The following is a 14,750-nucleotide window of genomic DNA, read 5'->3' on the forward strand; positions in this document are numbered from 1 at the left end:
TGTTCTCGGTGCTCGTGTATAGGGTCGGTTCTAGCGTCAGTTCTTCTGGGCGGGCGCGGGCGGCGTGGCGCCGTCCAGCGGCGAGGGCTGGCGCTGCGGCGTGCCGTCGAGGTTGAAGCGCTCCACCTTGGCGCCGGCCTTGTACTTCTCCAGCGAGGCGTTCACCGCCTCCTCGAAGGCCGCCTGGCGCAGCGAGGCGCGCTGCTCCTCGAAGCTCTTGGGCGGCGCGGCGCGGCGCTCCTCGACCTTGATGATGTGCCAGCCGAAGGCCGACTTCACCGGCGCCGGGCTGATCTGGCCGGGCTTCAGCGCGAAGGCGGCCTCGGCGAATTCCGGCACCATGTCGGACTTCTTGAAGAAGCCCAGGTCGCCGCCATTGCCCTTGCCGCTGGGGTCGGTCGAATATTTCTGCGCGATCGCCCCGAAATCCGCCCCCGGCTTCTTCACCTCGGCCAGGACCTTGTCCGCCTCCTCCTTGCTGGAGACGAGGATGTGGCGCGCATGCACCTCCTCCTCGGCGGGCTGGTTCTTCTGCTCGGCCTCGAAGCGCTTGCGCAGCGCCTCGTCGGTCAGGGCCGGGGCCACGTCGCGGCGGATCAGCGCCTGCTGCAGCTCCTGGTCCGTGGCGACGGCGATGCGGTGCTGCACCTCGGGGTCCTTCTCCAGGCCCTGGGCGCGGGCAGCGGCGGCCACGGCCTTCTGCGCGATGAGCTGGTCCACGATCAGCGGGAAGAGCACCTGCGGCGGGGCGTTGCGCGCCTCGGCGGGCAGGTCCTGCGCCGCGTCGCGGACATCGCTCAGGCGGATATTCTCGCCGTTCACCGTCGCCACCACCGGGTCGGCGGGTTGCTGGGCGGACGGGGCGGCCGGGGCGGCCGGGGCCGGCGTCTGCGCCAGGGCGGCACCCGCCAGCGGGAGGGCCAGGGGTCCGGACAGCAGTCCGAGCGACAGGATCAGAACAGGGAAACGCATCAGACAAGTCCGGTCGAAAAGGGCGCGGCACCATGACGCGCATGCCGCGGGACGGCAAGGCACGCCTCCGTACCGAAACCTTTCGCTGGCGCGCAGGCCGGAGGGGAAGGCAACAGGCCGAAACACGGCCATCGCCGCGCCGGTTCCGGCGGGGCGAGAATCCGCCGACGCCGCACGGTTCCTCGCCTATCCTCCTTGCCGGAGGCACCCCGGCAAAGGGGTGCCCAAGGGAGGAGAAGACCCATGCCCGACCGGATGCCGGTCCCCCATTCCGGGACCGCCCGACGTCCAGCGCCGGCGGACCGCCCCGGCCGGCGCGCGGCCCCGGAGGATGCCTCACGGGCTGCCCTCCGGATTGCCACAGGGCGCGGAGGAGCGCTCGCCGCTGTGTTCCTGGCCCTGCTCGGCCTCCTCCCGGCGGCGGCCCAGGCGCCTTCTTCCACGCCCGCTTCCGGAGGCGGCGAGGCCGCCCGCTGTGCCGCGCTGGCGGGGATGCGCATCGACGACACCAACCTGCTTTCGGCCACGGCCGTCCCCGCCACCGGGGACCTGCCGGCGCATTGCCGGGTGCTGGGCTATGTCCGCCCGGCGATCAATTTCGAGCTGCGCCTGCCGCTCGCCGGCTGGAACGGCAAGTTCTACATGACCGGCTGCGGCGGCTATTGCGGCAAGGTCCTGGGCGATGCGCCGGGCTTCACCAATGCGCTGAATTACGGGCTGCGGCGCGGCTATGCCGCCGCGACCACGGATTCCGGCCATTGGGGCACCGGCTCCACCGATGGGCGCTGGGCCTGGAACAACCGGCTGGCGGAGATCGACTGGGGCACGCGGGCGGTGCCGGAGGTAACGCGCGTTTCCAAGCTGCTGGTCAACGCCCTTTATGAGCGTCCCGCCGCGAAGTCCTATTTCGCCGGCTGCTCCACAGGCGGGCGGCAGGCGCTGATGGAGGCACAGCGCTTCCCGGATGACTTCGACGGCATCATCGCGGGCTCCCCGGCGCTGGACTATACCGGCCTCGTTGCCACAGCCATGGCCTGGACCACCCGCGCCAATGCCGGACCGGATGGCAGGCGGCTCTTCGATCCCGCCCATGTGCCCCTGGTGCAGAAGGCCGTGGCCGAGGCCTGCGACGGCGCCGACGGGCTGAAGGACGGGCTGGTCTCGGACCCGCGCCATTGCGGGTTCGACCCGGCGAAGCTGCAATGCGGCGCCGGGCAGAATGGGCCGGACTGCCTGGGCGAGGCCGAGGTCGGGGTGCTGAAGGCCTGGTACGCCCCGCCGCGCAACAGCCGGGGGGAGAGCCTCTATCCCGGCGGCATCCCGCTGGGTTCGGAGCCCTTCTGGCCCGTCTGGCTGGCGGGCACCGCCGCGACACCGCCGCTCAACCCGCTCTTCAACCGGGACTTCCTCCGCTACATGGCCTTCGCCGAGGACCCGGGCGAGAGCTACGACCCCCTCACCTTCGATTTCGACCGCGATCCGCCGCGCCTGGCCGCCATGGGCGCGCTGTACAATGCTGCTTCGCCCGACCTCGCCCGCTTCCGCGCGCGGGGCGGAAAGCTGATCGTCTATCACGGCTGGGCGGATGCGATCGTGACGCCGGAGCGGACGGTGCAGTGGTTCGAGGCGGCGAGCGCCGCCGCCGGCCGCGACGCCATGGCCGGCACGGCGCGGCTCTTCATGCTGCCGGGTTTCGATCATTGCGGGTTGTCGAATGCCGGGCCGGGCATCGACCAGAACGGCTTCGACCCGCTCGGCGCGCTGGAGGCCTGGGTGGAGCGGGGCGAGGCGCCCGCGCAACTGGCCACCACCAAGACCGCGACCGGCGGGCAGCGCCTCTGGAGCCGCCCTGCCTGCCCCTGGCCGCAGGTGCCGCGCCATGACGGCAAGGGGTCGGTCGCGGAGGCCGCGAGCTTCGCCTGCGCCGATCCGTGAGGGTGGGCCCGGCCGTTTCCTGTCCAGGAAAGGGGTTGGGAAGCGGCTTGGATCAGGTGAAGAGCGGGATGCGCCGATTTGTAGGCATGCCTTCCGGATGCCGGAGATGCGGGCATGGATTTCCTGGGTGGGGTGGGCGGCCGGGGGCATCCGCCCTCCCCTCGTCACGGCCCGGACATGGCGCCATCCGTGCCACTTTAGGGTTTTAGCGTTTTAGGATTTTAGCCCTTTATCCCTGGATGCAGGCCTCCGGTCTGGACGGCAAACTGGTTCTGCCGAGGAGGCAGGAGACGGTGCGGCAGGGCGATGAGTTGACTATATTCCTATATCCCGGGTGGGTGTGGGAGGGCAAGGGGCTTTTGCGGTGGTCATGCTCCCATCCATTCCGGCGGCGGGATCGTGGCCCGGGGGAAGGCTCCGCCTTGCCCTCGATACCCCCATCCGCCAGGAGCCAGTGGCTCCTGGACCTCCCTTCGCGGGCTCTTGCCGCGGCGGGATCGCGCCGGAGAGCCATGCTCTCCGGCGACGGTCGGTGCCAGGCGTGCGGACAGGGTGTTTGTCTTTCTGGTTCCGGTGCCCGCTGTCTCCACCGGTCCTACGGGATGGGATCGGCGGGCCGACGGCGACCGGTGGCGCCAGTTCCCCGGGTTCAGGGCACGCAGTGTCCTGACGGTGAGGGGGTCCGGGGGAGAGGCAGAGCCTCTTCCCCGGGGGCGGACAGGGCAAGCCGCGCCGGACCCTCCACGCGGCGCATTGCGCCTGCCGTATCAGGCGGTGCGCGCCACCCGTTCCGGCTGCACCACGCGCAGCACCAGATTGGCCAGCACGGCGACCAGCACGTTCGCGATCAGCGCCAGCAGGCCGACATAGGCGGTGTAGGTCCCGCCCCCGAAGACCATGCTGTGCAGCGGCTTCAGCCCGTCGCTCCAGGCCATCCAGGAGCCGCCGAGGAAGCCGACGGCCCAGCCGAGCAGCAGGGGGCCGCCGCGGAACCAGCCGGTGAAGAGGCCGAAGACCACGGCGGGGAAGGTCTGCAGGATCCAGAGGCCGCCCAGGAGCTGGAGGTCCAGCGCGAACTGGGTCGGCAGGAAGAGGATGCAGGCCAGCGCCCCCACCTTCACCGCCAGCGAGGTGACCTTGGCGACCTGCGCCTCCCCGGCATGGGAGACCTGCGGGTTCACGTAGGCCTTCCAGAAATTCCGGGTGAAGAGGTTGGCGGCGCCGATGCTCATCACCGCCGCCGGCACCAGCGCGCCGATGGCGATGGCGGCGAAGGCGAAGCCGGCGAACCAGCTGTCGAACAGCGCCTTGAAGAGCAGGGGCACCACGGCGGTCGGGGTGGTGGTCACGATCCCCGCCGCATGGGCCATGTAGCCCATCAGGGCGATCAGGCCGAGCAGGATGGTGTAGGCCGGCAGCAGCACCGCGTTCTTGCGGATCGTGTTGCCCGAGTTGCTGGCGAAGATGCCGGTCAGCGTGTGCGGGTACATGAAGGCCGCCATCGCGGAGCCCAGTGCCAGCGTGGCATAGGGGAGGTACTGGCCGGGGGCCAGGATCAGGCCGGTGGCGCCGCCCTTGGCCGCGAAGACCCGCTCCGCCGAGGCGAAGACATTGGCATAGCCGCCGAGCTTCATCGGGATGATGGCCACCGCCACGATCACCACGATGTAGATCATGATGTCCTTGACGAAGGCGATCAGCGCCGGCGCCCGCAGCCCCGAGGAATAGGTGTAGAGGGCCAGGATGATGAAGGCGACGGCCAGCGGCACCTCCCCGGTCAGGCCCAGCGCGCCCAGCACCACCTCCATGCCGACGAGCTGGAGCGCGATATAGGGCATGGTGGCGAGCACCCCGGTGATGGCCACCGCCAGTTCCAGGGGCCGGGAGTTGTACCGGGCATGCACCACGTCGGCCGCCGTCACATGCCCGCCCGCGGCCGCCACGGCCCAGAGCTTCGGCATGATGGCGAAGACGATCGGATAGACGATGATCGTATAGGGCAGCGCGAAGAAGCCGTAGGCACCGACCGCGTAGACCACCGCCGGGACGGCGATCACCGTATAGGCGGTGTAGAAGTCGCCGCCGACCAGGAACCAGGTGATCCAGGTGCCGAAGTTGCGGCCGCCCAGGCCCCATTCGTCCAGGTGCGCCAGGTTCTCGGGCCGGCGCCAGCGGGCCGCGAAGAAGCCCATGGCGGTGACGAGGATGAAGAAGCCGATGAAGACCCAGAGGGCCGTCCAGTCGATGCCCCCGCTCACCGGCCTTCCTCCCGCTTCCGGATGGCGCGGTAGCAGAGCCAGGTCAGGAAGGAGGTGATCGGCACCCAGAGGAGCTGGTACCAGTAGAAGAAGGGGAAGCCGAAGAGTTCCGGCTGCATGTGATTGTAGAACGGGACCCAGAGCAGCCCGACAAAGGGCAGCAGAAGCAGAACCCACATGAGACGTCGCCTCCGAATCCCCGCCTGGAGGGCGGGGAAGCGACAGGGAGGCTGACCTGTCCTGGCGCCGTCCGGCAATTTTCTTCTCTGTAAGAAAACGGCCCGGACCCCGGGGCCCCGATCACCCTTTCGCGCGCGGCTCAGGGCGGATTTTCCGGAGGCGCGGTGCCGGTGCGCGCCGCCATTTCGTTGACCCCGTACCCGCTGGCCCCTATCTGTCCGGCGGCATACCCGGCGGCCCCTTGCCGCCGGGCCGATGCCGCGCCCGCGGGACCGCTCCTGCCCCCGGGAGCCTGGAGAGACCCGGAAAGCACATGTTCGCACGCCTCGCCCGCGCCATCATCGGTACCTCGAACGACCGCGCCGTGAAGCGCTATCAGGCGCGCGTGCCTGCCATCAACGCGCTGGAACCGCAGGTGGCCGCCCTGAGCGACGAGGGGCTGCGCGCCAGGACCCAGGAATTCCGCGACCGGCTGGCCCGGGGCGAGACGCTGGACGCCCTGCTGCCGGAAGCCTTCGCCGTCTGCCGCGAGGCCAGCAAGCGCGTGCTGGGCATGCGCCATTTCGATGTCCAGCTGATCGGCGGCATGGTGCTGCACGAGGGGCGCATCGCCGAGATGAAGACCGGCGAGGGCAAGACCCTGGTCGCCACGCTCGCCGTCTATCTGAATGCGCTGGCCGGCAAGGGCGTGCATGTGGTGACGGTGAACGACTACCTCGCCCAGCGCGATTCCGGGGAGATGAGCCGTCTCTACGGCTTCCTCGGCCTGTCCACCGGGGTGATCGTCTATGGGCTGAACGACGTGGAACGGCGGGCCGCCTATGCCTGCGACATCACCTACGGCACCAACAACGAGTTCGGCTTCGACTATCTCCGCGACAACATGAAGTACCGGCTGGACGAGATGGTCCAGCGCGACTTCCACTTCGCGATCGTGGACGAGGTGGACAGCATCCTGATCGACGAGGCCCGCACCCCGCTGATCATCTCCGGCCCCTCGGACGAGAGTTCCGAGCTCTATGGCCAGGTCGATGCGGTGGTCCGCGAGGTGGTGAAGGACAAGACCACCTTTGAGAAGGACGAGAAGCAGCGCACCGTCGTGATGACGGAGGCCGGCACCGAGGCCATGGCCAATGCGCTGACCGAGGCCGGGCTGCTGACCGAGGGCGACCTCTATGACGCCAGCAACATCACCCTGGTCCACCACGTGAACCAGAGCCTGCGCGCTCATGCCCTCTTCACCCGGGACGTGGATTACATGGTCCGGGGCGGCAAGGTGGTCATCATCGACGAGTTCACCGGCCGCGCCATGGAGGGCCGCCGCTACTCCGACGGGCTGCATCAGGCGCTGGAGGCCAAGGAGCACGTCGAGGTCCAGCCCGAGAACCAGACCCTGGCCTCGATCACCTTCCAGAACTATTTCCGGCTCTTCCCCAAGCTGGCGGGCATGACCGGCACCGCGTCCACCGAGGCGGACGAGTTCGCCGAGATCTACAAGCTGGAGGTGGTGGAGATCCCGACCAACCTCCCGGTGGCCCGCGACGACCAGGATGACGAGGTCTATCGCAGCGCCGCCGAGAAGTACGAGGCCGTGGCTAACCTGATCGCCGAATGCCGCGAGCGCGGCCAGCCGGCCCTGGTCGGCACCACCTCGATCGAGAAGTCCGAGCTGCTGAGCAGCCTGCTCAACAGGAAGGGCATCCCGCACCAGGTGCTGAACGCGCGCTACCACGAGCAGGAGGCGGCGATCATCGCCCAGGCCGGCCGGCCGGGCGCGGTGACCATCGCCACGAACATGGCCGGCCGCGGCACCGACATCAAGCTGGGCGGCAATGCCGAGGCGCTGGCCCGCGCCTCCTTCCCCGGCGAGCCGGAGGGGCCGGAATTCGAGGCGCGCATGGCCGAGATCCGGCGCGAGGTCGAGGGCGCGGCGGCGCGGGTGAAGGAGGCCGGTGGCCTCTTCGTGATCGGCACGGAGCGGCACGAGAGCCGCCGCATCGACAACCAGCTCCGCGGCCGTTCCGGCCGCCAGGGCGATCCCGGCGCGTCGCGCTTCTTCCTGAGCCTGGAAGACGACCTGATGCGCATCTTCGGCTCCGACCGCATGGGCGGGATGCTGTCCAAGCTCGGGCTGAAGGAGGGGGAGGCGATCATCCACCCCTGGATCAACAAGGCGCTGGAGAAGGCGCAGAAGAAGGTCGAGACGCGCAACTTCGACATGCGCAAGAACGTGTTGAAGTACGACGACGTGATGAACGACCAGCGCAAGGAGGTCTATTCCCAGCGCCGGTCCTTCATGCAGGCCGCCGATGTCGCCGAGACCGTGACGGAGATGCGGCGCGAGCTGGTGGACGACATGGTCGCCCGCGCCGTGCCGGAGAATTCCTATCCCGAGCAGTGGGACCTGGAGGGGTTGCAGGAGCGGGTCCTGTCGATCCTCGGCCTCGACCTGCCGGTGGCCGAGTGGGGCCGCGAGGAAGGGATCGACGAGGCGCATCTGCGCGACCGCATCCAGGAGGCCGCGGACCAGGCCTATGCCGCCCGGGCCGCCAATATCGGCCCGGAGCGGATGCGGGAGATCGAGAAGTCCCTGTTGCTGATGGTCTTCGACAAGGTGTGGAAGGACCATCTCCTCGCCCTCGACCATCTGCGCCAGGGCATCGGGCTCCGCGCCTATGCCCAGCGCGACCCGCTGAACGAGTACAAGTCCGAGGCCTTCAACCTGTTCAACGGCATGCTTTTCGACCTGCGGGAGGACGTGACCCGCTGGCTGATGCATGTGAACCTGATGCCGGAGCAGCCGCTGCCCTCCCCCGAGCCGATCCAGGTGACGGAGGCGCGCCAGCCCGCGCCGCCCTCCCCGCTGGATGGCGATCCGGCGGACCCGGTCGTCTTCGCCAGCTATGGCCATGCCGCCACCGATGCGGCGGTGCAACTTTCCCCGGGCGTGCGCGCTGACGACCCGTCCACCTGGGACCGGACGCCGCGCAACGCGCCCTGTCCCTGCGGTTCGGGCAAGAAGTACAAGCACTGCCACGGGAAAAACATCTGAATGGCACGACCGCCGCGAAGCCTGGGCTGCACCCTCGACTATCAGGCCTCCGGGCCGAGCACCTTCGTCTTCGCGGTCCGTCCTTCGGAGGACCCGCCCGCACGCCAGAAGATCCTGCGGGAGAGCCTGACGCTGTCCACCGGCGAGCCGGGCGAGGAATGGCGCAGCGTGGACGGCATCCGCTGGCTGCGCGTCCTGGCCCCGGCCGGCCCCGTGCGGCTGCACTACGAGGCGGAGGTGCAGGGCGAGCCGGTGGTGCATGACCCGGCCGGGATCACGGAGATCCCGGTCCAGCAGGTGCCGCAGGAGGCTTTGCACTTCCTGTTGCCGAGCCGCTATTGCGAGAGCGACCGGCTCACCGGTTTCGCCCAGGCGCAGTTCGGCGGGATGGCCCAGGGCCATTCCCGCGTGGCGGCGGTCTGCGACTACATCTACCAGCGCACCGCCTATCAGCGCGGCAGCACCGATGTGCGGACCACGGCGCTGGACGTCCTGACGGATGCCGCGGGCGTGTGCCGCGACTTCGCGCATCTGGGCATCGCGCTGACCCGCGCGCTGGGGATCCCCGCGCGCTTCCTGGCCGCCTATGCGCCGCACCTCCAGCCACCGGATTTCCACGCGATCTTCGAGGCGTTGCTGATGGGGCCGGAGGGACCGTGCTGGTACGTCTTCGACGCCACGCGCCAGACCGCGCTGGACGGGGTGGCACGCATCGCCGTGGGGCAGGATGCCTCGCAGGTGGCCTTCTGCTCCATCTGGGGGAATGCCCAGGCCACCGGCATGCAGGTCCGCTGCGATCCGGAGCCGGGTGCGGCGAAGGAATGGACCACGGCGGCGGTGTCGGTGTCGGTGGCCTGAGAGCGGAGATTCAACCTCCGACGATATGGCGGGCGCGCTGCTCCGGCTGCTTCGGACCCCGAGATCCGTTCAAGTCGGCTTCTCGATAAGCCATTTCGGATCCTCCACCCGAAGTGTCAGTCCGACCTCAGTAGCAAAGTCCCGTGCCGCACGCGCAACACCCGGCCAAGGGTAGTCGTCGCCGATCAGGATGCCACCCGGTTCCAGCAAGTCCCAGTACTGGCGAGCATCCCGCAATACGGCCTCATACTCATGCGCCGCATCGATATGGATCACGCCCGCGCGCACCCCGAGCCGTTTGAGAATGACCATCGCGTTTTCGGAAGTCTGTGCCAGGGGTACGACGAAGGCCGACACCCCCTCATGCACAACATTGGATAGGAATTGCCAGTAGAGTGACGGCCAGCCGTGCCGCATCTTGAGGTCCTCGAAAATCCGGTCCGGACATTCGCGGTTCCAATGCTCTGGACTGCCGAGAAAAGTGTCGATGGCAATCACGGCCCCGTTCACGCCTTGCGCTTTGAGGTGCTTTGCCATGTAGATTGTCGAGCCCCCCTTCCAGACACCGACATCAATCACGATGCGAGGGCGACGGGCGAGGAGTTCACGCTCCAGCGCCGGATGCCGGCTATTCCATCCCTGCAGATCTACCGGGACATTGGGAGTGAAGCCGGCATAAACGTCCGCGGCGAACAGTTTCCTCTGAAGTTCATTGGCCGGAGTTTCCGCACTTTCCACCGACTGTCGGACCCGAGGTTCCGCAGATATATCCGACGCGGCCTGCTGCGTAATGCGGGCGAGTTGCCTTTTCCTGAATTCCTCACTGTTAGCTATACGGCGCACGATCTCGGCCGGTTGCATCTCGCCGGTATTGAGGGCAGAGGTAAAGGTGTCAAACCCGAGGCGATCTGGAGCCCGTTCCAGAAGCCCCCAGTAAAGGGACTGCACGAAAGTCTCCGATGGAAGCTCCTCATCGGCAACCGTTACCATCAGGCTCTGCTCCCGATCGATGAGTGACACTCGCGCCTCAGCCGCCATAATGGCCAGATCATCTGACGTCGGAAAATCGAACCCTGTCAGTTGCTCGTCGAAAAAGACGGTCTCGTCATAACCCATGCTCTTATACAGCTCTGGATTGTAATGCTCGCCGACATCACCAATGTAATGGCCCTGGGCTGGGAAACACATAAGTCTGACGGTGCCGAGCGCGGCGCAAGCGACCTCTTTCGCCGCATCCTGAGATGTTCCAAAGATCGGCAGGCCGAGCGAAGAAAAATAGGCCCGTATGCGATCATCAGGCCGCTCGGAATAAGGGCTGTTCCGTACGAGGCCCAGATACTCTTCCACGATTTCGCGCTGACGCTGCCACTGCCTGCGAGTCAACGCGAAACCCCAGTTATGGCCCATGGGGACGAGATGGCGTCTTAGCTGCTTCTGCTCCTCATTGGAGGCCCTATGAACGCCATATGCAGCCACGTAACCAACACGTTCTTCACTCAGCGCAAAATCTGAAAGTTTTTGTAACGTATCAAGATAGTAACGTGAGAGAACCATGTCGTCTTCGAAAAATACGCCAAGATCGGCCTTCATTTCATCAAAGACGAATTTTTCCGCACGCTCGAAATTAAGAGCCACCCCGAGATTGTACGGAGCGTGATGAACCACCCCAGCGGGAAAGTAATGCTGAAACACCGCGATACTGGCAGCAATATCTTCGGGATTTGCCCTGGATCTGCCGCCGAATGGGCTTCTTGCTCCGTCCTGGAATAGATGGACGGATCTGTCCTCGACATCAACACTCTGCGCTTTGAGACTCTTCAACACCCGGCCGAGAAAGTTGGGCCTGTTGAAGGACATAATCGCGATCGGCGGCAGAAACGGGCGTACCATCTGGTCTGGCATCAGTTCGCTCCTTTTCGGAGGCATCGTTCGTTGTCTTCCCCGGCCAGCGGCTTCGGGATGCCCGGGAGATTATGCCCGTGCCGCAGCGGGCCCATCGCAGCTCGTACTTCCGTTCATACGTTCTCGAAGAGAAGCTGCTCGACGATATTCTGCCGCTCGGCTGCGTCCACTTCGCTCGCCCAACCGATTTGCCGCATCCCGAAAGCAGCACGGCGTGGATCATGCTCGCCCAGGTATGATGCAGACCGATCGAGCGTGAAGCGCAGATCCACCAGCCCGTCCGCAGACACAGGGATACGGAGGCGCAGCACCTTGGTCACCCAGGGCTGAGCAGTCATGGAGGCGATGCGTGGATCGAGGGAACCACAAGATCTCGCCATAAGCCGAACCTTGGGGGGAGCGACGGTCACGACTTGCCCGTTCGCAGACGGGGATCCGAAGAGTTGAAGGTAAACGATAACGTTGCCGGCGCTGAGGCCCGTATAGAATGCGACCCGCGCCGATTTTCCTGTCATCCAGACACCGATGGATTCACAGTCGTTCCAGCCTTCTACCAGAGTCGATCGCAACGGGTTGGCGATGTAGCTGGATGGCATGCCGTGGCTCCGACTGTAGTCAGCCGGCCTGAAGGTTCGTCCGCTGGGCATCAGAGCCACAGCAGCGCATGCACCCCTGGATGGCCTTTCCTTTTGCCGCTGCAGCGCAGCCAACAAGTCCCGCCCCACATCGTTCCAGGTCCGTGCCTGGAAGCGCGTCCTGATATCCGTGCGCCGCTTCTCCAAGTAGCCCGGCTCGAACAGCATGCGACGCATCACGCTCATGCCGTCACGAACATTCAGCGGGTCCACATAATCCACGAGATCCTGGCCGACCTCCGGAATGGATGTCGCATTGGAGGCGACACACGGCACACCGTAGGTCAGGCTTTCGCCCACGGGGAGGCCCCAGCCCTCGCAGAACGATGGAAACGCCGTGAAGAGGCAGTTCTGATAGAGTGTCGCCAGATCCTCGTCCGAGAGATCATGAAGAATATGCAGTCGGTCTTCCAACTGGTTCGTGTCACGGATCTGGTCCATGAGTTCATCGACACGCCATCCCTGGCGCCCGATGAACACCAGATCCGGCATATCCTCGCCCTGCGATAGAAGCTCCCGCCAGATGCGGAACAGATAGGCGTGGTTCTTGCGTGCCTCAATGGTTGAGACAGAAAGCACGAAGCGTCGGTCGCGTAGATGCGCGATTGTGCCTTCCCATTGGGCGCTGCGGCCAGCGGCCAGCCGCTTCACCGGCTTCAGGACATGAGCCAAAGGCACCGCCTCGACATCGATGTCCGTAATTCCGTTCTCTACCAGCAGGCGTCGGACATCGTTCGCCACATAATCGCTAATGGCGAAGAGAAAATCGAAGCAGCGCAGCCCATCGCCGATTGCCAAGGTGAACCAGACGCTCAAGAGCGGCGCACAGAACTCAGGGTGAGTGATGGGGATCAGGTCATAGACATAGAGGCCCACACGCAGACCCAATTCACGCATCCGGGCACAAGTCTGGACCACTTCTCGCACATTCCAGAAGGCACCCAGGATAAGCAGTGTTTGCGTTGACGCCGGCGGGATCAGGATGGCGGTCGAGCGCAGTTCGGCAACCAACTCCTTCAGCCGTTGCTGCTCGACCCGCGTTCCCGCAGCGTGGGACACCAGCTGAGACAGTGTATTGTTCTGCAGCATCATACAGCCATCGGCGCTGCTGATGACGAAGCGATAGCCACAAAGCTGGTCCTTCGGCAGTGCCAGGACCTGCTCGATGATATTTGCCTGGACGCGCTGTATCCCCGACAGGGTCCGGTGCTCGTTCAGGTACACCAGGAGGTCCGTCACCTCCATCAGCGTGGCCGTGGCGAGTTCCTGCTCCGTCCAGTGGCCCATCAATTCGGAGGCCAGTTGGCTCTCGCCCAGCATCACCAATTCCCGGTAGGCGTCGGCCGAAGCCCCTAGCCGTAACGCGTTGGCAAGGCTCTCGGTGGCCTCGCCACGCCGGCCGGCCAGGACCAGCGCACGGCCGAACTGGAGCTGTGCGTCGCCGTCCTCGGTCCCGAGTTCCGCCGCCTGGCGATAGGCGTGCAGGGCATCGGAGACCTGCCCTTGCTCCTTGAGCGCGTGGCCGAGCTGCACCCAGATGGGAACGTCCTTCGGCTCTACCTCCAGATGCAGGCGGTAGAGTTCCGCCGCAGCCGTCCAGTCCTTCCGATCCCGTGCCTCATCGCCAGCCCGCCGGAACTGACGGTCCTCGTCCCGTCGGGGGGCTGCCAGGGAGGCCAGCTTGGTCAAGATCAGTTCCCCGCCACGCATGATTCGTCCGCTCACAAAACCGAGAGATCATCTGCTATCCAAGCGAATCATGCAACCCAGAGGGGAATAGATTAGCGGCATAACTCTTCAACGGAGAAGATTTTGGCTGTGCTCAGGCGGAGTGCGCGGGAAGCCCGATATTTCCACGCGCCAAACTGTTCAGGCGACGCCGTGCCGGCCCATTTCCAGGAATTTCTCGCGCCGCCGGCTCTTCAGGGTTGCGCCATCGACGGGCAGCAGCGGCTGCAGGGCCTCCCAGACCTTCTGCCCGACATCGGCAACCGCCTTGGTCGGGTCGCGGTGCGCGCCGCCCAATGGCTCCGGCACCACCGCATCCACGAGGTTCAGGCGCAGCAGGTCCTCCGCCGTCAGCCTGAAGGCTTCGGCCGCCTGGGGCGCCTGCGCAGCGTCCCGCCATAGGATGGAGGCGCCGCCTTCCGGCGAGATGACACTGTAGATGCTGTGCTCCAGCATCAGGATGCGGTCCGCCGCCGCCAGGGCGATGGCGCCGCCGGAGCCGCCCTCGCCGATGATCGTGGCGACCACCGGCACGGGTGCTTCCAGGCAGGCCTCGATGGAGCGGGCGATGGCCTCGGCCTGCCCGCGCGCCTCGGCCTCGATGCCGGGGAAGGCGCCCGCCGTGTCCACGAAGGTGATGATCGGGATGCCGAAGCGGCCGGCGAGCTCGATCAGGCGCCGCGCCTTGCGGTAGCCTTCGGGCTTGGCGCTGCCGAAATTGTGCTTGATACGGGTCTCGGTGTCGGTGCCCTTCTCGGTGCCCAGGACCATCACCGAATGCCCGTGGAAGCGGCCGAGGCCGCCCACCACGGCCTCGTCATCGGCGAAGGCGCGGTCCCCCGCCAGAGGCGTGAACTCCTCGATCAGCGCCTCGATATAGGCCAGGCATTTCGGCCGCTCCGGGTGGCGGGCCACCTGCGCCTTCTGCCAGGGGGTCAGCTTGCTGTAGGTCGCGGCGAGGAGCTTCTCCGCCTTGTCCTGCAGGCGGCCGACCTCCTCCGCCACATCGATGCCGCCGGCATCGGTGGTCCGGCGGAGTTCCTCGATCTGGCCTTCCAGCTCGGCGATCGGCTTCTCGAAATCCAGGAAATGACGCATCGGGGGTCCGTACACGGAGGCGTGCGGAGCGGCTAGAGCGGATCGCGCCGGAAGGGAAGCGCCGGACCCGCGAATCCGCCCCGCCTGGAAGGGAAGGCGATGCCCCGGCACGGGCCGGGGAGGCAAGGGCCT

9 protein-coding genes are annotated in these 14,750 nt (G+C 66.5%); 3 read left to right on the forward strand and 6 right to left on the reverse strand.

Features of this window, described 5'->3' with window-relative positions; all coding sequences use genetic code 11:
• Window positions 1-36 precede the first annotated feature (36 nt).
• Window positions 37-972 (reverse strand): peptidylprolyl isomerase, encoded by a 936-nt coding sequence (locus tag RGI145_RS12610; protein WP_075798631.1) that lies wholly within the window; start codon window positions 970-972, stop codon window positions 37-39.
• A 387-nt stretch (window positions 973-1,359) separates the two neighbouring features.
• On the opposite strand from RGI145_RS12610, the gene RGI145_RS12615 reads away from it, so the two are divergent.
• Window positions 1,360-2,907, forward strand: a complete 1,548-nt coding sequence (locus RGI145_RS12615; RefSeq protein ID WP_208863871.1) for a tannase/feruloyl esterase family alpha/beta hydrolase — start codon at window positions 1,360-1,362, stop codon at window positions 2,905-2,907.
• A 767-nt stretch (window positions 2,908-3,674) separates the two neighbouring features.
• Here RGI145_RS12615 and mctP read toward each other — a convergent pair.
• Window positions 3,675-5,165, reverse strand: coding sequence for a monocarboxylate uptake permease MctP (gene mctP / locus RGI145_RS12620; protein WP_075798632.1), 1,491 nt, complete (start codon window positions 5,163-5,165; stop codon window positions 3,675-3,677).
• On the reverse strand, window positions 5,162-5,344 hold the full coding sequence (locus RGI145_RS12625) for a DUF3311 domain-containing protein (protein ID WP_075798633.1): 183 nt from the start codon (window positions 5,342-5,344) through the stop codon (window positions 5,162-5,164). The genes mctP and RGI145_RS12625 overlap by 4 nt, the downstream gene beginning before the upstream one ends.
• A gap of 314 nt (window positions 5,345-5,658) precedes the next feature.
• Here RGI145_RS12625 and secA point away from each other — a divergent pair, with 314 nt between their 5' ends.
• Both secA and RGI145_RS12635 read left to right on the forward strand, forming a co-directional pair.
• Window positions 5,659-8,397: a preprotein translocase subunit SecA gene (gene secA / locus RGI145_RS12630; RefSeq protein ID WP_075798634.1), complete on the forward strand. Its 2,739-nt coding sequence runs from the start codon at window positions 5,659-5,661 to the stop codon at window positions 8,395-8,397.
• On the forward strand, window positions 8,398-9,255 hold the full coding sequence (locus RGI145_RS12635; protein ID WP_075798635.1) for a transglutaminase-like domain-containing protein: 858 nt from the start codon (window positions 8,398-8,400) through the stop codon (window positions 9,253-9,255).
• Window positions 9,256-9,324: 69 nt separating this feature from the next.
• Here RGI145_RS12635 and RGI145_RS24715 read toward each other — a convergent pair whose 3' ends face one another.
• The 3 genes from RGI145_RS24715 to RGI145_RS12655 all read right to left on the reverse strand — a co-directional run bounded on the left by RGI145_RS24715 (window position 9,325) and on the right by RGI145_RS12655 (window position 14,618).
• Complete coding sequence (locus RGI145_RS24715) at window positions 9,325-11,157, reverse strand: class I SAM-dependent methyltransferase (protein WP_167668270.1); 1,833 nt, start codon at window positions 11,155-11,157, stop codon at window positions 9,325-9,327.
• A gap of 113 nt (window positions 11,158-11,270) precedes the next feature.
• On the reverse strand, window positions 11,271-13,481 hold the full coding sequence (locus tag RGI145_RS12650) for a glycosyltransferase family 4 protein (RefSeq protein WP_167668271.1): 2,211 nt from the start codon (window positions 13,479-13,481) through the stop codon (window positions 11,271-11,273).
• 180 nt (window positions 13,482-13,661) lie between these two features.
• On the reverse strand, window positions 13,662-14,618 hold the full coding sequence (locus RGI145_RS12655; RefSeq protein WP_075798637.1) for an acetyl-CoA carboxylase carboxyltransferase subunit alpha: 957 nt from the start codon (window positions 14,616-14,618) through the stop codon (window positions 13,662-13,664).
• Between the last annotated feature and the right edge of the window lie 132 nt (window positions 14,619-14,750).

It is taken from the genome of Roseomonas gilardii, assembly GCF_001941945.1.
Lineage (GTDB): Bacteria > Pseudomonadota > Alphaproteobacteria > Acetobacterales > Acetobacteraceae > Roseomonas.